This window comes from Arthrobacter subterraneus, assembly GCF_900099735.1.
GTDB lineage: Bacteria > Actinomycetota > Actinomycetes > Actinomycetales > Micrococcaceae > Arthrobacter_D > Arthrobacter_D subterraneus.
In genome coordinates this window covers 82895-100953 of record NZ_FNDT01000004.1, presented here as the reverse complement: position 1 = coordinate 100953, position 18059 = coordinate 82895, and the positions used below count along the sequence as shown (strand labels likewise).

Annotated in this window: 18 protein-coding genes; 16 read left to right on the top strand and 2 right to left on the bottom strand. The window is 65.9% G+C overall.

What is annotated here, in order from left to right; translation table 11 throughout:
- Nucleotides 1–45: 45 nt before the first annotated feature.
- Both BLS52_RS06695 and BLS52_RS06690 read right to left on the bottom strand, forming a co-directional pair.
- Nucleotides 46–513, bottom strand: coding sequence for a GNAT family N-acetyltransferase (locus BLS52_RS06695; RefSeq protein ID WP_090585357.1), 468 nt, complete (start codon nucleotides 511–513; stop codon nucleotides 46–48).
- A gap of 114 nt (nucleotides 514–627) precedes the next feature.
- Nucleotides 628–1242, bottom strand: coding sequence for an SACE_7040 family transcriptional regulator (locus tag BLS52_RS06690; protein WP_090585355.1), 615 nt, complete (start codon nucleotides 1240–1242; stop codon nucleotides 628–630).
- 150 nt (nucleotides 1243–1392) lie between these two features.
- Between BLS52_RS06690 and BLS52_RS06685 the strand changes: the two genes are divergently transcribed.
- The 16 genes from BLS52_RS06685 (at nucleotide 1393) to BLS52_RS06610 (ending at nucleotide 18044) form a co-directional block, all read left to right on the top strand.
- Complete coding sequence (locus BLS52_RS06685; RefSeq protein WP_090585353.1) at nucleotides 1393–2997, top strand: carboxyl transferase domain-containing protein; 1605 nt, start codon at nucleotides 1393–1395, stop codon at nucleotides 2995–2997.
- 5 nt (nucleotides 2998–3002) lie between these two features.
- Complete coding sequence (locus tag BLS52_RS06680) at nucleotides 3003–5120, top strand: acetyl/propionyl/methylcrotonyl-CoA carboxylase subunit alpha (RefSeq protein ID WP_090585351.1); 2118 nt, start codon at nucleotides 3003–3005, stop codon at nucleotides 5118–5120.
- Nucleotides 5114–6277 (top strand): acyl-CoA dehydrogenase family protein, encoded by a 1164-nt coding sequence (locus BLS52_RS06675; protein WP_090585349.1) that lies wholly within the window; start codon nucleotides 5114–5116, stop codon nucleotides 6275–6277. Before BLS52_RS06680 ends, BLS52_RS06675 begins: the two co-directional genes overlap by 7 nt.
- 42 nt (nucleotides 6278–6319) lie before the next feature.
- Nucleotides 6320–7111, top strand: coding sequence for a CoA transferase subunit A (locus BLS52_RS06670; protein WP_090585347.1), 792 nt, complete (start codon nucleotides 6320–6322; stop codon nucleotides 7109–7111).
- Between the two features lie 2 nt (nucleotides 7112–7113).
- Complete coding sequence (locus tag BLS52_RS06665; RefSeq protein ID WP_026545439.1) at nucleotides 7114–7860, top strand: CoA transferase subunit B; 747 nt, start codon at nucleotides 7114–7116, stop codon at nucleotides 7858–7860.
- Nucleotides 7857–8375, top strand: coding sequence for a MaoC family dehydratase (locus BLS52_RS06660; RefSeq protein WP_090585346.1), 519 nt, complete (start codon nucleotides 7857–7859; stop codon nucleotides 8373–8375). Before BLS52_RS06665 ends, BLS52_RS06660 begins: the two co-directional genes overlap by 4 nt.
- Nucleotides 8368–9183, top strand: coding sequence for an HpcH/HpaI aldolase/citrate lyase family protein (locus tag BLS52_RS06655; RefSeq protein ID WP_090585344.1), 816 nt, complete (start codon nucleotides 8368–8370; stop codon nucleotides 9181–9183). The genes BLS52_RS06660 and BLS52_RS06655 overlap by 8 nt, the downstream gene beginning before the upstream one ends.
- A gap of 96 nt (nucleotides 9184–9279) precedes the next feature.
- Complete coding sequence (dxr, locus tag BLS52_RS06650) at nucleotides 9280–10485, top strand: 1-deoxy-D-xylulose-5-phosphate reductoisomerase (protein ID WP_090585342.1); 1206 nt, start codon at nucleotides 9280–9282, stop codon at nucleotides 10483–10485.
- 27 nt (nucleotides 10486–10512) lie between these two features.
- Nucleotides 10513–11859 (top strand): M50 family metallopeptidase, encoded by a 1347-nt coding sequence (locus tag BLS52_RS06645; protein ID WP_090585340.1) that lies wholly within the window; start codon nucleotides 10513–10515, stop codon nucleotides 11857–11859.
- A gap of 65 nt (nucleotides 11860–11924) precedes the next feature.
- Nucleotides 11925–12533 carry a MarR family transcriptional regulator gene (locus BLS52_RS06640; protein ID WP_090585338.1) on the top strand — a complete coding sequence of 203 codons (609 nt, stop codon included), beginning with the start codon at nucleotides 11925–11927 and terminating at the stop codon, nucleotides 12531–12533.
- On the top strand, nucleotides 12533–12943 hold the full coding sequence (locus tag BLS52_RS06635) for a hypothetical protein (protein ID WP_090585336.1): 411 nt from the start codon (nucleotides 12533–12535) through the stop codon (nucleotides 12941–12943). Before BLS52_RS06640 ends, BLS52_RS06635 begins: the two co-directional genes overlap by 1 nt.
- Before the next feature lie 17 nt (nucleotides 12944–12960).
- Nucleotides 12961–13257 carry a YciI family protein gene (locus tag BLS52_RS06630; RefSeq protein WP_026545446.1) on the top strand — a complete coding sequence of 99 codons (297 nt, stop codon included), beginning with the start codon at nucleotides 12961–12963 and terminating at the stop codon, nucleotides 13255–13257.
- A gap of 66 nt (nucleotides 13258–13323) precedes the next feature.
- Complete coding sequence (ispG, locus tag BLS52_RS06625) at nucleotides 13324–14490, top strand: flavodoxin-dependent (E)-4-hydroxy-3-methylbut-2-enyl-diphosphate synthase (protein WP_026545447.1); 1167 nt, start codon at nucleotides 13324–13326, stop codon at nucleotides 14488–14490.
- A 67-nt stretch (nucleotides 14491–14557) separates the two neighbouring features.
- A complete protein-coding gene (locus tag BLS52_RS06620; protein WP_342707425.1) occupies nucleotides 14558–15337 on the top strand; it encodes a GNAT family N-acetyltransferase in 780 nt (259 codons plus the stop codon).
- Nucleotides 15334–16134 carry a sensor domain-containing protein gene (locus BLS52_RS06615; protein WP_139186230.1) on the top strand — a complete coding sequence of 267 codons (801 nt, stop codon included), beginning with the start codon at nucleotides 15334–15336 and terminating at the stop codon, nucleotides 16132–16134. Before BLS52_RS06620 ends, BLS52_RS06615 begins: the two co-directional genes overlap by 4 nt.
- A gap of 110 nt (nucleotides 16135–16244) precedes the next feature.
- Nucleotides 16245–18044, top strand: coding sequence for a proline--tRNA ligase (locus BLS52_RS06610; protein ID WP_090585333.1), 1800 nt, complete (start codon nucleotides 16245–16247; stop codon nucleotides 18042–18044).
- Nucleotides 18045–18059: the final 15 nt, after the last annotated feature.

Here is an 18059-nt window from a genome sequence, read left to right as displayed (position 1 = left end):
CTGGACGCGGTCGGGGTCACCGGAGCTGCACAAAAGTTCCGCTCGCTAGCGCAGCTCGAGGACCAGTTCCTTCATCACGGCTCCGCGAGCGTTGGCGAAACCCTGGGTCTCGCCCACCTTGGTGAAGCCGTAGCGCTCAAGAATGCGGATCGAGTTGGTGTTGTCGATGACCGCACGGGCACGGAGCGGACGGTCGGTGAACTCTTCAAGGAAGAGTCCCACTGCCGCCGTCGTAATTCCCTGGCCCCAGCGCGCCTTGTCAATCCAGTAGCTGATCTCCGGGACCTCGCCGTCATGGTAGGCGAGGATGCTTCCCACCACGTCGCCGTCAGCAACAATGGTGCGCACTGTGACAGTGGGATCGTTGAGGATGTTCTGCCAGTGGTGGTCGAACACGCCGCGGTCCGACGGATTCTTGGCACTGAAGGCGGCCATGTGGTTGGCGCTGGGGTCGAGCTGGTGGGAGAAGAACTCGTCCAGATCGGAGGGTTCAACGGCGCGTAGCGTGATCACTGGAAGCTTTCAGGTCGGCGGAACAGGGAATTTTCAGCAAAGTTCAGGTGCACCGCGGTGGTGCGTCCTCTTCAGCGTACTAGGGACGCAACGCGTCAGGACTCTTTGGTGGATTCATGCTTCCACGCTCAACGCTGCCCAGGCCATTTCCTCAAGCAACTGGCGCAGTTCAGCGGTGTCCCTGCTGCTGCGTCGCCGGTGGGTGGAGTGCGGAGTGGAGTTGATGAGCCCGAAGGCAGCGTGGGCCTTGCGGCGCAGGTGGGTCCGGTCCGCTCCCTGGGCCAGCTCGGCAAGGGCATCCACCCAGACCTCCACGTAGGTGCGCTGGAGTGAACGCACCGTTTCCTGATCTTCCGCAGTCAGCCAACTGAGGTCCCGGTCCTGGACCCGGATGACGTTGGCGTTGCGGAGCGCAAAATCGACCTGGAACTCGATCAGACCGCGCAGCGCCTGCTCCGGGCTGGGAGATTCAGCCACGACGGCGCGGCCGCCCTCGAGGAGGTCCTGACTGACGCCCGCCAGCAGTGCCGCGAGAACTGCCGGCTTGCCGCTGAAGTGCCGGTACACAGCCGGTCCGCTGACGCCGGCCGCCGAACCGAGATCCTCGATGGAGACCCCGTTGTAACCCCGCTCAGCGAAAAGTTGCGCGGCGGCGTCCAGCAACGCCGCGCGCCGGGAGGCCTTGGCCAGGCTGCGTCCGGTCATCCGGGTGGGAGCAGGGGCGTCCATGGCGTCCTTTGGTAGTGGAGCAATTCCAGAAGAAGGGGATGCCTCCATTCTGGTGGACAGTTCGGTTAATAGCTACTAACCTAAATTTGAGTTAATCCCCGCTAACTGAGTGGTTGTGCACGACGCCGTGCGCCGACCGGAAGGACGTCAATGGAGACCCTGGCATCGAGACTGGACCCGAACGCCGCTGCGTTCCGGCAGAACGACGCCGCCCAACGGGCCCTGGCAGCCGAGCTCCGGGACCGCCTTGCCGGTGCGGCGCTCGGCGGTCCGGAACGGTCCCGCGAGCGTCATGTCGGCCGCGGAAAGCTGCTGCCGCGGCACCGTATCGATCACCTGCTGGATCCGGGAAGCCCGTTCCTCGAGATTGCACCGCTTGCCGCAAACGGCATGTATGACGACGAAAGTCCCGGCGCCGGCGTGATTGCCGGGATCGGCCTGGTCCATGGCCGCCACGTCCTGGTGATCTCCAATGATGCGACGGTCAAGGGCGGCACCTATTACCCGATGACGGTCAAGAAACACCTCCGCGCCCAGGAGATCGCCCTCGAGAACAACCTGCCCTGCGTCTATCTGGTGGACTCCGGGGGAGCGTTCCTTCCCCGGCAGGATGAGGTGTTTCCCGACCGTGAGCACTTCGGCCGGATCTTCTACAACCAGGCCACCATGTCGGCCCGCAAGATCCCCCAGATTGCGGCCGTGATGGGTTCCTGTACCGCCGGCGGTGCCTACGTGCCCGCGATGAGCGATGAAACGGTGATCGTCCGCAACCAGGGGACCATCTTCCTGGGCGGCCCGCCGCTCGTGAAGGCGGCCATCGGCGAGATCGTCACCGCGGAGGAGCTCGGCGGAGGGGACGTACACGCCAAGGTCTCCGGCGTCGTCGACCATCTGGCCGAAAATGATCAGCACGCGCTGGAGATCGTCCGGGATATCCTCTCCACGCTGCCGGCGCCGCAGACGGCGTGGACGCCCGCGGAGGCCGAAGAACCCGCTGTGGATCTGGACAGCCTCTATGGGGCGGTGCCGGTCGACGTCAACGCGCCGTACGACGCCCGCGAGATCATTGCGCGCATTGTCGACGGCAGCCGTTTCCACGAATTCAAGAAGGACTACGGCAGCACGCTGGTCACCGGATTTGCCCGGCTGCATGGCCACCAGGTGGGAATCGTGGCGAACAACGGCGTCCTCTTCGGTGAATCCGCGCTGAAGGGCGCCCACTTCATCGAACTGTGTGACCAGCGCGGCATCCCGCTGATCTTCCTGCAGAACCTGTCCGGCTTCATGGTTGGGCGGGATTATGAGGCGGGCGGCATCGCCAAGCACGGGGCCAAGATGGTGACCGCGGTGGCGACGTGCCGCGTGCCCAAGCTGACCGTCGTCGTCGGCGGTTCCTTCGGTGCGGGCAATTATTCGATGTGTGGGCGTGCCTACTCGCCGCGTTTCCTCTGGATGTGGCCGGCCAGCCGCATCTCCGTGATGGGCGGCAACCAGGCCTCATCGGTGCTGAGTACGGTGAAGCGCGACCAGCTCGAGGCGCGCGGCGAGGAGTGGAGCGCCGAGGAGGAGGAAGCATTCAAGGCACCCATCCGTGAACAGTATGAAGCGCAGGGAAGCCCCTACTACTCCACCGCGCGGCTCTGGGATGACGGCATCATCGACCCGGCCGACACCCGCCGTGTCCTGGGCCTCGCGCTCGACGTCTGCGCCAACGCGCCGCTGCCGGAGACCTCCTTCGGCCTCTTCAGGATGTGATTTCCATGGAAAACAGAGTACTTTTCGACACTGTCCTTGTTGCCAACCGCGGCGAGATCGCCTGCCGGGTCATCCGGACGCTGCGCGCCCTCGGCATCCGGTCGGTTGCCGTCTACAGCGACGCCGACGCCGGTGCACGCCACGTGCGCGAGGCTGACCGGGCGGTGCGCATCGGCCCCGCAGCCCCGAGCGAAAGCTACCTCAACATCGGGGCGATCGTGGCCGCCTGTGAAGCGACCGGCGCGCAGGCTGTCCATCCCGGATACGGCTTCCTCAGCGAAAACCAGGCGTTTGCGCGTGCCCTCGAGGAGGCAGGGATCGTTTTCATTGGGCCAAGGGTTCATGCACTTACCATCATGGGCGACAAGATCCGATCCAAGAACCACGTCAGCGGCTTCGGGGTGCCGGTGGTGCCCGGGATTGCGGAACCGGGCCTGAGCGACGATGACCTCATCCGCGCGGCCGGCGAGGTGGGTTACCCGCTGCTGATCAAGCCTTCGGCAGGCGGCGGCGGGAAAGGCATGCATGCCGTCGAGCGTCCCGGGGACCTGCCCGGCAGCCTCCAGACTGCCCGACGGGTTGCCGCGTCCGCGTTCGGCGACGACACACTGTTCCTGGAGCGGCTGATCCGCACCCCCCGCCACATCGAGGTGCAGGTGCTCGCCGACACCTACGGGAACGTGATCCACCTGGGGGAGCGGGAATGCTCGCTCCAGCGCAGACACCAGAAGGTCATCGAGGAAGCCCCGTCAGCGCTGCTGGATCCGGCAACCCGTGCCCGGATCGGAGAGGCGGCGTGCAACGCGGCACGCAGTGTCGACTACGTCGGGGCCGGCACGGTGGAGTTCCTCGTTTCCGCTGAAGCGCCGGATGAGTTCTTCTTCATGGAAATGAATACCCGCCTCCAGGTTGAACACCCGGTCACCGAGATGGTCACCGGAGTCGACCTGGTGGAGTGGCAGGTGCGCATCGCGGCAGGGGAGAAGCTCACCATCGCACAGGACGACGTCGTTCTCTCCGGCCATGCGGTGGAGGCGCGGGTGTATGCCGAAGACGCCGAGGCGGGGTTCCTGCCCTCGGCGGGCACCATCGCCGGCCTCTCCGAACCCACCGGTGAAGGCGTCCGTGTGGACAGCGCACTGCTGCCGGGCCTGGAAATCTCACCGACCTACGACCCGATGCTCTCCAAGGTCATTGCCTGGGCGGAAACCCGCACAGAAGCGCTCGACCGGCTGGACCGGGCGCTCGCGCAGACCCGCGTTGCCGGGCTGCGCACCAATGTGGAGTACCTGCGGCTGCTGATCAACGACGGCGATGTCCGCGACGGAAAGCTGGACACCACCCTGATCGAACGGAAGCTGCCGGACCTGGCGTTCCGGACGGCGACGGACGCGGAAGTGGCCGCGGCCGCCGTCGTGCTGTCCGGTGCTGCGCCGGCCGGCGCTGTGAGTAGCCGTAGGGAGGCTGCTTCCCCGTGGCATTCCGGGGACGGGTGGCGGGTCGGCGGAGCGCACGCCGCAATGCCGGTACATCTTGCGGTCGGGAACGGCCCGGCGCGCACAGTCCTCGTCCTCCGCAATGGAGCGCACAGCCATGGAGCGCACAGCGTCGTGGACATCGACGGCAGGCGCTTCGAGGTGAGCTGGCTGGCGGGAAGCGGGGAAACAGAGCCGCTCCGCGCCGTCGTCGACGGAGTGACCCTGGACGCCCGGCTGACGCGGGCCGGTTCCACACTCTGGCTGACCGAGGCCGGGTGGTCCCAGCCCGTCCGGCTGCTGGCCCGCGAGGAAGTGCTTGAGGCACAGCTTTCTTCGATTGCCCGCAGCGAGGGGGCGGCTGACCCGGAAGTGCGCTCGCCGATGCCGGGGACGGTGATCACCGTGAACGTGTCCGACGGCGATCTGGTGGAGGAGGGTCAGGTCCTGCTCAGCGTCGAAGCAATGAAGATGGAGCACCAGCTCACCGCCGCGGTGACGGGCACCGTCGCCATCTCCCTCGGCCCCGGCGACCTCGTCTCCGCGAACCAGGTTGTCGCCCGCATCCACCCCCAACCGTCCGACGGCGCAGAAGATTCTGCCGCCGCCGGTTCCATCCCTCCAGAACAGGAAGAACCCGCATCATGAATTTCGAACTGAGTCAGGAATACCAGGACCTGGTGGAGGCCGTCCGCGACTTCGCCGACAGCGTCGTCGCACCGGTGTCCGCCAAACACGACGAGGAGCACAGCTTCCCGTACGAGGTGATCGCCCAGATGGGCGAGATGGGCCTGTTCGGGCTTCCGTTCCCCGAAGAATACGGCGGCATGGGCGGAGACTACTTTGCGCTCTGCCTGGCACTGGAGCAGCTGGCGCGCGTGGACCAGTCCGTGGCCATCACCCTTGAGGCGGGCGTCTCACTGGGCGCAATGCCCATCTACCGGTTCGGCACCGAGGAACAGAAGCAGCAGTGGCTGCCCTCCCTCACCAGCGGTGAGGCGCTCGCCGGCTTCGGGCTGACCGAATCCGAGGCCGGCTCCGACGCGTCGGGAACCAAGACCAACGCGAAGCTGGTAGACGGCGACTGGGTCATCAACGGCACCAAGGAGTTCATCACCAACTCCGGGACCGACATCACCCGGCTGGTGACCGTCACAGCGGTCACGGACACCGCCACCCGGGAAGACGGATCGGTGAAGAAGGAGATCTCCACCATCCTCGTGCCTACCGACACGCCCGGCTTCACCGCAGAGAAGGCCTACAACAAGGTCGGCTGGAACGCCTCGGATACCCACCCCCTCACCCTCAAGGATGTCCGGGTGCCGGAGGCGAACCTGCTCGGGACGCGGGGGCGCGGCTACGCGAACTTCCTCCAGATCCTGGACGAGGGCCGCATTGCCATTGCGGCGCTTGCCACCGGTGCGGCGCAGGGCTGCGTTGAGCAGTCCATCCGCTATGCGAAGGAGCGGCAGGCGTTCGGCTCCAACATCGGTGCCTACCAGTCCATCCAGTTCAAGATCGCACGCATGCAGGCACGCGCGCACACGGCGCGCCTCGCCTACTACGACGCCGCGGCGCGCATGCTGGCAGGCAAGCCGTTCAAGACGCAGGCGTCGATCGCTAAGCTGGTCGCAGGCGAGGCAGCGATGGACAACGCCCGTGACGCCACCCAGATTTTCGGCGGCTACGGGTTCATCAACGAGTTCACGGTGTCCCGCCACTATCGTGACTCGAAGATCCTTGAGGTCGGAGAGGGAACCACCGAAGTGCAGCTGATGCTCATCGCCCGTGAACTTGGGCTCTGATCACCCAGCCCACCGAGCTGATCGATTTATGAGGGAGAAGCAGTGATAGACAAAGTCGTCGCCTCAGCAGCCGAGGCCGTAGCGGACATCCCGGACGGGGCGTCCCTGGCCGTCGGCGGGTTTGGGCTCTGCGGTATTCCCGTGGCGCTCATCGACGCCCTGCATGAGCAGGGCACCTCCGGGCTGGAGACCATCAGCAACAACTGCGGTGTGGACGGTTGGGGGCTGGGACGGCTGCTGGACGATCACCGGATCCGCCGCACCATCAGCTCCTACGTCGGCGAAAACAAGGAGTTCGCCCGCCAGTACCTTGCGGGCGAACTCGAGGTGGAGCTGACCCCGCAGGGCACGCTGGCGGAGAAGCTGCGTGCCGGCGGGGCCGGCATCCCCGCCTTCTACACGACGGCGGGGGTGGGGACGCAGGTGAGCGAGGGCGGCCTGCCGCAGAAGTATGACGACGCCGGCAACGTCGCCATTGCCTCGTCCCCCAAGGAAGTGCGGGAGTTCGGCGGACAGGATTACGTGCTGGAGGAGTCGGTGAACCCCGACTTCGCGCTGGTTCATGCCTGGAAGGGTGACCGCCACGGCAACCTCGTGTTCCACGCCACCGCGATGAACTTCAATCCGCTCTGTGCCCAGGCCGGCCGGATCACCATCGCCGAGGTCGAGGAACTGGTTGAGCCGGGCGAGCTCGATCCGGAGCAAATCCATACGCCGGGCATCTTTGTACAGCGTGTGGTCCACGCACCGAACACCGAAAAGCGCATCGAGAAGCGGACGGTGGCGCTGTCCGCTCCGTCGGCGGCCGGCACCACCGAACAGGCAGGAGCATAACCATGGATCCGAACAGCCCGCAGGCTCCCCGCCCGGAAGGCGTCCGTTCCGAGTACCGGCGCGCTGCAGTGTCGCATCCCGAGGGCAAGGGCTGGACGCGGAACGAACTCGCCGCCCGCGTGGCGCAGGAGCTCAGCAACGGCCAGTACGTCAACCTCGGGATCGGGATGCCCACCCTGATCCCCAACTACATTCCCGCCGGCGTGGAAGTGGTGCTCCACTCCGAGAACGGGATCCTCGGCGTCGGACCCTACCCGGGCGAGGACGAGGTCGACCCGGACCTGATCAACGCGGGCAAGGAGACGGTCACCGTCAACAATGGTGCGGCGTTTTTCGACTCCGCCCTGTCCTTCGGCATGATCCGGGGCGGGCACGTGGACGTGGCCGTGCTGGGCGCCATGGAGGTGGCCGCGAACGGGGACCTCGCCAACTGGATGATTCCGGGCAAGATGGTCAAGGGCATGGGCGGCGCGATGGACCTGGTCTTCGGAGCCAAAAAGGTCATTGTGATGATGGAGCATGTGGACCGGAACGGCAGGCCCAAGATCGTGGAACAATGCACGCTGCCGCTTACGGGCAAGGGCTGCGTGGACCGGATCATCACGGACCTCGCCGTGATTGACGTCGTTGCCGAGGGCGGCCAGTCCAGGCTGGTGCTGCGCGAGCTGGCCCCCAACGTGTCCATTGACGATGTGGCGGCAGCCACCGGCGCCGAGCTGTTCGAGGAAGATCAGGAACTGACCGTATGACTGAACACGGCGTGACTGAACAGCGGGTCGTTGAACAGCGCGGGCTCTACTATGACGAGCTGGAGACCGGCGTGGTGTATGCGCACCGTCCGGGCCGGACGATCACGGAGGCGGACAATGTCCTGTTCACCACCATGACCATGAACACGCAGGCCCTGCACCTCGATGCGGCCTGGAGCGGCGAGCAGCCTTTCGGCCAGCGGCTGGTGAACTCGATGCTGACGCTGGCCACCGTCGTCGGGCAGTCGGTTACCCAGCTCACCCAGGGAACCATTGTGGCGCAGCTTGGCCTGACGGAGGTGTCCTTTCCCCAGCCGCTGTTCCACGGCGACACCCTGTATACGGAGACCGAGATCACCGAGAAGCGGCCGTCAAAGTCCCGCCCTGGGCAGGGACTGGTGACCATGACCCATACCGGCCGAAACCAGCACGGCGAGGTGGTGGCGCTGGCTACCCGGACGGTGCTGATGTGGAACAGGGTTGCCCACGGGGAGGGAGAGCACGTCCATGACTGATTTCGCCATGGGACCGGCCCTGCTCTTCTGTCCTGCAGACCGTCCGGAGCGGTTCAGCAAGGCAGCCGAGCGTTCCGATGCCGTCATCCTTGACCTTGAGGATGCGGTGGCGCCCGGGGCCAAGGCTGCCGCGCGAGAAGCGCTGATTTCGCATCCGCTTGACCCTGCGAAAACCATTGTGCGGGTGAATCCGGCCCAGAGCCATGACTTCGCCCTCGATCTGCAGGCACTTCGGGATACTCGCTACCGGACCATCATGCTGGCCAAGGCTGAGGGCCGTGAGGACCTGTGGACGCTCAGCGGGTTCGATGTGGTGGCACTCTGTGAAACCGCCCGTGGCGTGCTGAAGGCAACGGAACTGGCGGAGGAACCCAACGTCGTCGCCCTCATGTGGGGTGCCGAGGACCTCGTTGCTTCCCTGGGCGGTACAGCCAGCCGTGCGGACGACGGCGGCTACCGCGATATTGCGCTGCACGCCCGTTCCACGGTGCTCCTGGCGGCCGCGGCCGCGGGCAAGCACGCTGTCGATGCCGTGTACGTCAATATTCCGGACCTCGGTGGGCTCGCTGTCGAAGCGCGCGACGCCGTCGCTTCCGGCTTCGGCCTTAAAGCCTGTATCCATCCCAGCCAGGTGCCGGTGATCCGCGAGGCGTACCGGCCTTCGGCTGAGGAGGAACAGTTTGCCCGCGAGCTGCTTGCGGCAGCGCAGCACGAGGGTGGAGTCTTCACGTTCCGCGGCAAGATGGTCGATGGGCCGATCCTGAGGCATGCCGAGCAGACCCTGCGGCGAGCGGGGCACAAGGGCTGAGGCTCCGCTTTGCGTTGAGTCTGCTGCGTTGAGTTGGCGGCGCCGCCCGGACGCTGCCAACTCAACGCAGGGGGAGGGGTGCGCAATACTGGAGGTATGGATTACCCACGAGCCCGGTCCGGTCCTCGCCGCGTCATTATTCTCGGTTCCACCGGCTCGATCGGCGCCCAGGCCCTCGACGTCATTGCCCAGTCGCCCCATTTGTTCACCGTTGCAGGTCTCTCCGCCGGCGGGTCCAATCTGGCGCTGCTGGCAGAGCAGGCCGTGGAGTCGGATGCCCCGGCAGTGGCAGCGGCCAGCGGTTCTGAGCAGGAGCTGGAAGCTGCCATCGCGAAAGCAGCGGAAAAAGCAGGCAAGCCCGGCTACCGCCCGGACATTCTCACTGGGCCGGACGCCTCCGCACGCCTGGCAGCCAGCCCGGAAGCCGACGTCGTACTGAATGCCATCACCGGTTCCATAGGCCTGGCACCGACGCTCGCCGCACTGAAGCAGGGCCACCTGCTGGCGCTGGCCAACAAGGAATCGCTCATCGTCGGCGGCCAGCTGGTGAAGGATGCCGCCGGTCCCGGGCAGATCGTGCCGGTCGACTCGGAGCACTCCGCGATCGCCCAGGCACTGCGATCCGGAACTCCCGACGAGGTGCGCAGGCTGATCCTCACCGCGTCCGGCGGACCGTTCCGCGGACGAACCCGCGCTGAAATGGAATCGGTCACCCCGGCTGAAGCACTCGCCCATCCCACCTGGGACATGGGGCTGATGGTCACCACCAACTCGGCCACCATGGTGAACAAGGCCCTCGAGGTGGTCGAGGCGCACCTGCTGTTCGACGTTCCACTGGACCGGATCGACGTCGTCGTCCATCCCCAGTCGGTAGTGCACTCGATGGTTGAATTCCATGACGGATCCACCATCGCCCAGGCATCCCCGCCCGATATGCGGCTGCCCATCGCTCTGGGGATGGGCTGGCCACACCGGGTGAGCGGTGCCGCCGCCGGCTGTGACTGGACCCAGGCCACCGCCTGGACGTTCGAGCCGCTGGATCAGGAGGCGTTCCCCGCCGTCGCGCTCGCCAAGGCTGCGGCAGCCCGCGGCGGCACTTTCATGGCGGTCTATAACGCGGCGAATGAAGAGGCGGTGGCCGCCTTCCACGCCGGCCGGATCGGCTTCCCGGACATCGTCGACACCGTCCGCGCCGTGGTGGAAAACCACACCGATGAAGCAGACCTCACACTCCAGGCAGTGCTCGACGCCGAGAACTGGGCACGACGCAGCGCGCGGATTCGTTGTGGCTTCCAGGACTGAAACTACCCACCGAGAAGGAACTGACGAGTGACCATTGTGCTGTTCATCGCCGGCGTGCTGTTTGTGGCCGTCGGTATCGCGGCGTCCATCGCGCTGCATGAAGTGGGCCACCTGGTACCCGCCAAGCTCTTCAGGGTCCGGGTCACGCAGTACATGATCGGGTTCGGGCCCACCATCTTCTCCAGGCGCAGGGGTGAAACCGAATACGGGGTCAAAGCGCTGCCGCTGGGTGGGTACGTCTCGATGATCGGCATGTTCCCGCCGGCAAAAACGGCCGACGGCGGCACGGTCCGCCAGTCCAGCACCGGCATGTTCCAGCAGCTCGCCGCGGACGCACGCCGGGCAGCGGCCGAACAGCTTCAACCCGGAGATGACAACCGGGTGTTCTATAAGCTTCCCATCTGGAAGCGCTTCGTGATCATGCTCGGCGGCCCACTGATGAACCTCCTGATCGGCATCATCATGTTCGCCATCCTCATCATGGGATTCGGATCAGCACAGCCCACCACCACCGTCTCGGAGGTGTACAAGTGTGTTGTCCCGACCGATCAGCAGCAGGAAACCGGGCAAACCGACTGCGGACCCGGAGACCCGGCAGCCCCCGCCTTCGAGGCGGGCCTCCAGCCGGGGGACCGCATCCTGTCCTTCGACGGGCGCGAGGTCACCAGCTGGACGGAACTGTCCTCCTGGATCCGTGACGCCGCCGGGCAGGAAGTGTCCATCAGCTACCTCCGTGACGGAGACACGATCACCGCAACCATTGAACCGCTGCTGACCGAGCGCCCGGTCCCGGACGTTGACGGCCGCGCCAAACTGAACGACGACGGCACCCCCGTCATGCAGGACGTCGGTTTCATCGGCGTGGGGTCCCGGCAGGAACTGGTGCCGCAGCCCGCGTCCGAAGTGATGCCGGCGGTGGGAGAGAGCCTCGTCCGGGTCACCGGCGTGGTGCTCAATCTGCCCCAGCGCGTAGCCCAGGTCGCCGAAGCGGCATTCTCCGACGCTCCCCGCGACCCGGAAGGCCCCATCAGCGTGGTCGGCGTCGGGCGGATCGCCGGTGAGGTCTCCGCGATGGAGGAGATTCCGTTCGAAGCGCGCGCGGCCACCCTCGTGGGGCTGGTGGGCGGCGTGAACCTGGCGTTGTTCGTTTTCAACCTCATCCCGCTGCTACCCCTCGACGGCGGTCACGTGGCCGGTGCGCTCTGGGAAGGGCTCCGCCGCGGTGTGGCGAAACTCTTTCAGCGGCCGGATCCCGGGCCGTTCGATATGGCCAGGTTGCTGCCCGTCACCTACGTCGTCGCGATCCTTCTCATGGGCATGGGGGCGCTCCTGATCTATGCCGACATCGTCAAGCCCGTCGACCTGTTTGGGTGAGGTTGACTTTCATAATTCAGCCAGAAACGGTTGAACTTTGTAAATCAACCTTCTAAGGTTGAAACATGTACGTCCTGACAGTGGACCAGCGGAACAGCACCCATGAGCCTGACCGCGTTCCGGAACTGCTCGCGCAGCTGGCTGATGTGCCCGCAGCAGTTCCCTTTGAGCGCTCGGTGGGTGACGAGCTACAGGGCGTGCTGGCGTCGCCGGAAGAGGTTGTCGATGCAGCGCTGCGGTGCCTGCGCGGCGGGGGCTGGTACGTGGGCATCGGGATCGGAACGGTCGAGCTTCCACTTCCCGCAACGCCGCGCGAGGGAAGGGGGAGTGCATTCGTGGCGGCGCGCGCCGCCGTCGAGCGCGCCAAGAAAACCGGTGACCGCGCGCCGCTGGCCGTGGAAGGTCCATCCGGCGCTGCTGAGGCGGAAGGGGTGCTGTCGCTCATCGGACGCTTTGTCATGAACCGGTCGGAGGCGGAGTGGCGCATCCTCGATCTCCTTGAGCCGCACCAGCGGGGGAGTCAGTCCGCGGTGGCCCGTGCGCTGGACATCAGCCCGCAGGCGGTGAGCAAGGCCGTTTTCCGTGCCGCCTGGATCGAGGAATGGGCCGCCCGGCCGGCAGCCCACGTATTGTTGCACTTGGCAGACCAGGTGGAAGACGGGGATACACGCTGATGGAGATTCTTTGGGGAGCCCTGGCGCTCGTCGTGGCAGGCGCCCTCGGCTCACCCATCACGCTGGCCGTGCTTCGCCTGGCACGTGCGGTGGATGAGCAGAAGGCCCTCGCCGTCGATGATGAGGCGGCTCCGGAGACGGGGGCGGCACTCGATGAGGCGGCACCGGATACTCCGGGGGTGCTCCGAGGCGGCCTCGTCATCGGCATCCTCGAACGGACGGCGGTTGCGCTAGCGATTCTCCTGAACGAGCCCGTGGCCATCGCCTACGTTGTCGCCATCAAGGGTCTGGGACGCTACGCCGAATTGAAGGAAACACCCGCCGCCGCCGAACGGTTCATCATCGGTACCCTGACGTCCCTCCTGTGGGCCTGCGCGGTAGCGGGCCTCACAGCCGTTTACCTGCTCTGATCACGTAGGGTGGATATATGAGTGTTTTCGCAGTCGAGTATGTTTACGGTGCCGAATCCGCAGCCGATCGGGATGAGCACCGCCCAGCACATCGGGAATGGTTGAACGAGCTCGTCAGCCGGGGAAACGTTCTCGCTTCCGGCCCCTTCGTAGACAATGCAGGAGCGCTGCTGCTCTTTGTCGCGGACAATGAAGCTGAATTGAACGATCTCCTGAAGCAGGACCCGTTCGCTGCCGCAGGAGTCATTTCAGCAGTCAAGACAACGCAGTGGAACCCTGTCATCGGGGTTCTCGCCGAGCATGCGGACCGCTAGCCGCACCGCGGCAACCAGCAATTCCCACCGTGCCGCCCGGCCACGAATCTATCCCTGGAGGAAGCCTTGACCTCGGTCAACCTCGGAATGCCCGCCGCCCCGCCGCCCACCCTGGCGCCACGGCGGAAGACCCGCCAGATCAAGGTCGGGTCCGTGGGCGTGGGCTCGGACTCGCCGATCAGCGTGCAGTCCATGACCACAACGCCCACCACGGACATCAACGCCACCCTGCAGCAGATTGCTGAGCTGACAGCCTCCGGTTGCGACATTGTCCGGGTGGCCTGCCCGTCGGCCGACGACGCCGAAGCGCTGCCCATCATTGCGCGGAAGTCGCAGATCCCGGTGATCGCGGACATCCACTTCCAGCCCAAGTATGTTTTCGCGGCGATCGACGCCGGTTGCGCTGCAGTCCGCGTCAACCCTGGGAACATCCGGAAGTTCGATGACCAGGTGAAGGAAATCGCCGCCGCTGCCAAGGCCGCCGGAACATCCATCAGAATCGGCGTCAACGCAGGCTCCCTCGACCCGCGCCTGATGGAAAAGTACGGCAAGGCAACGCCCGAGGCGCTCGTGGAGTCAGCTGTCTGGGAAGCGTCCCTCTTCGAGGAGCACGATTTCCATGACTTCAAGATCTCGGTCAAGCACAATGACCCGGTGATCATGGTGCGTGCCTATGAACTGCTCGCCGAACGCGGCGACTGGCCCCTGCACCTTGGCGTCACTGAGGCCGGGCCCGCCTTCCAGGGCACCATCAAGTCGGCCACGGCCTTCGGCGCGCTCCTGTCCAAGGGGATCGGCGACACCATTCGCGTGTCACTCTCAGCCCCTCCGGTTGAAGAAATCAAGGTCGGCAACCAGATCCTGCAGTCGCTCAACCTCCGCCCCCGCAAACTCGAGATCGTCTCCTGCCCCTCGTGCGGCCGCGCTCAGGTGGATGTGTATACGCTCGCGGATCAGGTGACCGCAGGCCTGGAGGGGATGGAAGTTCCACTGCGGGTCGCCGTCATGGGCTGCGTGGTGAACGGTCCGGGAGAGGCTCGCGAAGCGGACCTCGGGGTGGCCTCCGGCAACGGAAAGGGCCAGATCTTCGTCAAGGGAGAAGTCATCAAGACTGTTCCTGAAGACCAGATTGTTGAGACACTCATTGAGGAAGCAATGAGGATTGCCGAAGAGATGGGCGAAGCCGATGGCGAAACTGCTGGCTCGGGTAGCCCCGTGGTTACCGTCCGCTAGGCAGTCCGCGGGCGGAGTCGAGTTTCGAACCCTCGGCGGGAAAGACACCTCCCAACTCTGGGACCTGGTGAACTCGGACAGCACGGCCAATGTCTTCATGGCCGCGCACCTCGAAGCTTCCGGTACCGCCGCGCCGTCGTCCTCCGGCGGCGAGGTGATCGGCGCCTTCCATGACTCACGGATGGCCTCCGCGTGCTGGACCGGCGTCAACCTCGTCCCGATCGGCATGACCGGGGACGACGCCGCGGCGCTCGGAGCGCTCCTCGGAGAGAGCGGACGCCGGTTCTCCTCCATCTTCGGACCGGCCACGAGCGTGCTGGGCCTCTGGTCCACCCTGAGGACCTTCAGCCCCGAACCGTTTGACGTCCGCGCCGAACAGCCCCTCCTGGAAATCCGCCAGGCCTCTCCGGTCCCTCCGGCCGCTACCCTCAGGCACACCGAACCGCACGAGCTGGAGCAGATCCTGCCCGCCTGTGCGGCGATGTTCGAGGAAGAAGTCGGGTACTCGCCGTATGCGGGCGGCGGGGAACACTACCGGCGGCGCGTAGCAAGCCTGATCCGCCGGCGGCACTCCCTGGTGGATTTCGACGGCGACGGCCGGGTGATTTTCAAGGCGGAACTCGGCACCGTTTCGGCCAGCACCGCACAGATCCAGGGTGTCTGGGTCAACCCGGACTACCGGGGGCAGGGCCTTGCCGCCGGCTACATGTCAGCGGTAGTGAACGAGGCCCTCAAAATTGCTCCCGTCGCGAGCCTCTACGTCAACTCCTTCAATACGCGCGCCCTGGCTCTGTACCGGACCGTCGGTTTTGTCAGGGCAGGCGAGTTTGCGACAGTGCTCTTTTGACACCTCCGGACCTCCCCACCATCAGCCGTTCCGGGAATCCGGCCGGCAGAAGTATTGCGTCCTTTGTGTGCGCGCTTGCCGCTCTCCTGGTGGTAACAGGCTGCACCGGCGGACCGACCGCTGATGACCTTCCGGGGCGGGCTCCGGTCAGCGAGTCGGCAGCCCCCTCGGCTCCAGCGACGCCCGGGCCTTCCGAGGGGACTGGACCCCAGCTGACCACCGAGCAGCTGCGGTCGGTGCTGGAATCGGTCAATGAGGCCGAGGCGCTGAACGCACAGGTGATTCCCGACGCCGAGTTCCGCGCCGCCCAGGAGAAGGCCCGCTCCGCGGAGGAGATCGACGTGACGCCCGTGGAATGCGACGTCTACGCCGAAGCCGCGCCGGAAGACCGCGCCGCCGAGGCCACCGGTGCCGCCATGACCTTCGCCGGCGAATCGTCCCTGCAACCGGACAGCATCACCGTGGCCAGCCTCCCCTCGGAGGAGGCGGCACGGGCGGAAGTGGAAGCCATCCGGGCCCAGCTCGACGTGTGCACCGAGTACACCATCGTGGTCTCGGGCCAGGAGATCACCACCACCGTGTCCGAAATTGCGGTGGACACCGCTGCGGACGCTGACCTTGCCCTGCGCACCACCGCACAGGTTCCCGGGACCATCCAGGAATCGGTCACGGTCCGCGCGGTTGTCGGCAGCACCGTCCTCGACGTGTTGGTGGGAGCTTCCACCGACCGCGAGGCCGATATCGCCCGGGCCGCGCGCCTGGCCGACCTGGTGGTGGCGGAGCTCAGCGTTCTCTGAACGGGAGTGTCACGGCCGGCCCGCCGGACCGGTTAGATTGGTAGGTGTTGTTGCTGCCGCCGAGCACCTGTGATCCGCGGCAGAAAGTGCCAAAGAAACGGATTCCAAGCGTGGTCCTTCGACTCTCCACTCTTTTCCTGCGCACGCTGCGCGAAGATCCCGCCGAAGCTGAGGTGGCCAGCCACCGCCTGCTTCTGCGTGCCGGTTACATCCGGCGTGCCGCACCGGGCATCTACAGCTGGCTGCCGCTGGGCCTGAAGGTCCTGGCCAGGGTGGAGGCCATCATCCGCGAGGAGATGGACGCAATCGGCGCGCAGGAGGTCCATTTCCCTGCGCTCCTGCCCAAGGAACCCTACGAGGCCACCAACCGCTGGACCGAGTACGGCGAAGGGATCTTCCGTCTCAAGGACCGGAAGGAAGCGGACTATCTCCTCGCACCGACCCACGAGGAAATGTTCACGCTGTTGGTCAAGGACCTCTACAACTCCTACAAGGACCTTCCGCTCAGCCTGTACCAGATCCAGACCAAGTACCGCGATGAGGCCCGTCCCCGCGCCGGCCTGCTGCGCGGCCGCGAGTTCATCATGAAGGACTCCTACTCCTTCGACATCGATGATGCCGGCCTTGAACGCAGCTACGAGCTGCACCGCGAGGCGTACCTGCGCATCTTCTCCCGCCTGGGGCTCGAGGTCATCCCCGTTGCCGCCACCGCAGGGGCCATGGGGGGATCCCGGAGCGAGGAGTTCCTGCACCCTTCGGAGATCGGCGAGGACACCTTTGTGGTGTCCGACGGCGGATACGCGGCCAATGTGGAAGCGGTCACCACCGTGGTCCCTCCCCACATGGATTACGACGACGCACCCGCCGCAGAGGTCCGCGACACACCGGACACCCCCACCATCGAAACGCTGGTGGACCACGCGAACGTTGCCGTGCCGCGCACGGACCGCGCGTGGACCGCTGCGGACACCCTCAAGAACGTTGTACTTGTCGCCGTCCTGCCCACCGGGGAACGCGAGCTCGTAGTGGTCGGTGTACCCGGCGACCGGAACGTGGACCTGAAGCGGATCGAGGCCAATATCGGCGGCCACCTGTCCGTCAGCGGAGAGGTGTCGGTGGAGGCGGCCACCGATGAAGACCTCAAGAAGCACCCGGGACTGGTCAAGGGATACATCGGGCCGGGTCTGAGCGCCGACACGGCGGTGCTGGGATCCAGGGGGTCAACGCGATTGACCTTCCTGGTCGATCCGCGGGTGGTTCCCGGCACCACCTGGGTGACGGGGGCCAACGTCCGCGGCAAGCACGTCTTCGGCTTGGTTGCGGGCCGCGACTTCACCTGGGACGGCGTGATCGAGTCCGTCGAGGTGCGTGCCGGGGATGAGGCACCGGATGGTTCCGGGCCGCTGCGTACCCGGCGTGGAATCGAGATGGGCCACATCTTCCAGCTCGGACGCAAATACGCCGAAGCCCTGCACCTGAAGGTGCTGGACCAGAACGGGAAACTGACCACCGTGACCATGGGCTCCTACGGCGTCGGCGTCACGCGCGCGGTTGCCGCGCTGGTGGAATCCAACCGCGATGACAAGGGAATCCTCTGGCCGCGCAATGTTGCGCCCGCCGATATTCACCTGGTGGCGACGGGCAAGGGCGAGGAAATCTTCGCGGCCGCAGAGCAGCTTGCGGGTGAGCTGGAGGGCAGGGGACTGACCGTCCTGTATGACGACCGGCAGAAGGTCTCGCCCGGGGTCAAGTTCGGCGACGCTGAGCTGATCGGTGTGCCCACCATCGTCGTGGTCGGCCGCGGGCTCGCCGATGGGGTGGTGGAGGTCAAGGACCGCCTTTCGGGCACCAGCGAGAATGTGCCTGTGGACGACGTCGCGGGCCACCTGCAGGCCCTGGTCAGCGCCTGAGGTTCACCGGCTGCT

What these genes read in the sequence shown, in the direction of transcription:
- BLS52_RS06690 (WP_090585355.1), bottom strand. Translation starts at nt 1,242, where the DNA reads ATGGACGCCCCTGCTCCCACCCGGATGACCGGACGCAGCCTGGCCAAG.
- BLS52_RS06685 (WP_090585353.1), top strand. Translation starts at nt 1,393, where the DNA reads ATGGAGACCCTGGCATCGAGACTGGACCCGAACGCCGCTGCGTTCCGG.
- BLS52_RS06680 (WP_090585351.1), top strand. Translation starts at nt 3,003, where the DNA reads ATGGAAAACAGAGTACTTTTCGACACTGTCCTTGTTGCCAACCGCGGC.
- BLS52_RS06665 (WP_026545439.1), top strand. Translation starts at nt 7,114, where the DNA reads ATGGATCCGAACAGCCCGCAGGCTCCCCGCCCGGAAGGCGTCCGTTCC.
- BLS52_RS06660 (WP_090585346.1), top strand. Translation starts at nt 7,857, where the DNA reads ATGACTGAACACGGCGTGACTGAACAGCGGGTCGTTGAACAGCGCGGG.
- BLS52_RS06655 (WP_090585344.1), top strand. Translation starts at nt 8,368, where the DNA reads ATGACTGATTTCGCCATGGGACCGGCCCTGCTCTTCTGTCCTGCAGAC.
- dxr (WP_090585342.1), top strand. Translation starts at nt 9,280, where the DNA reads ATGGATTACCCACGAGCCCGGTCCGGTCCTCGCCGCGTCATTATTCTC.
- BLS52_RS06640 (WP_090585338.1), top strand. Translation starts at nt 11,925, where the DNA reads ATGTACGTCCTGACAGTGGACCAGCGGAACAGCACCCATGAGCCTGAC.
- BLS52_RS06635 (WP_090585336.1), top strand. Translation starts at nt 12,533, where the DNA reads ATGGAGATTCTTTGGGGAGCCCTGGCGCTCGTCGTGGCAGGCGCCCTC.
- BLS52_RS06630 (WP_026545446.1), top strand. Translation starts at nt 12,961, where the DNA reads ATGAGTGTTTTCGCAGTCGAGTATGTTTACGGTGCCGAATCCGCAGCC.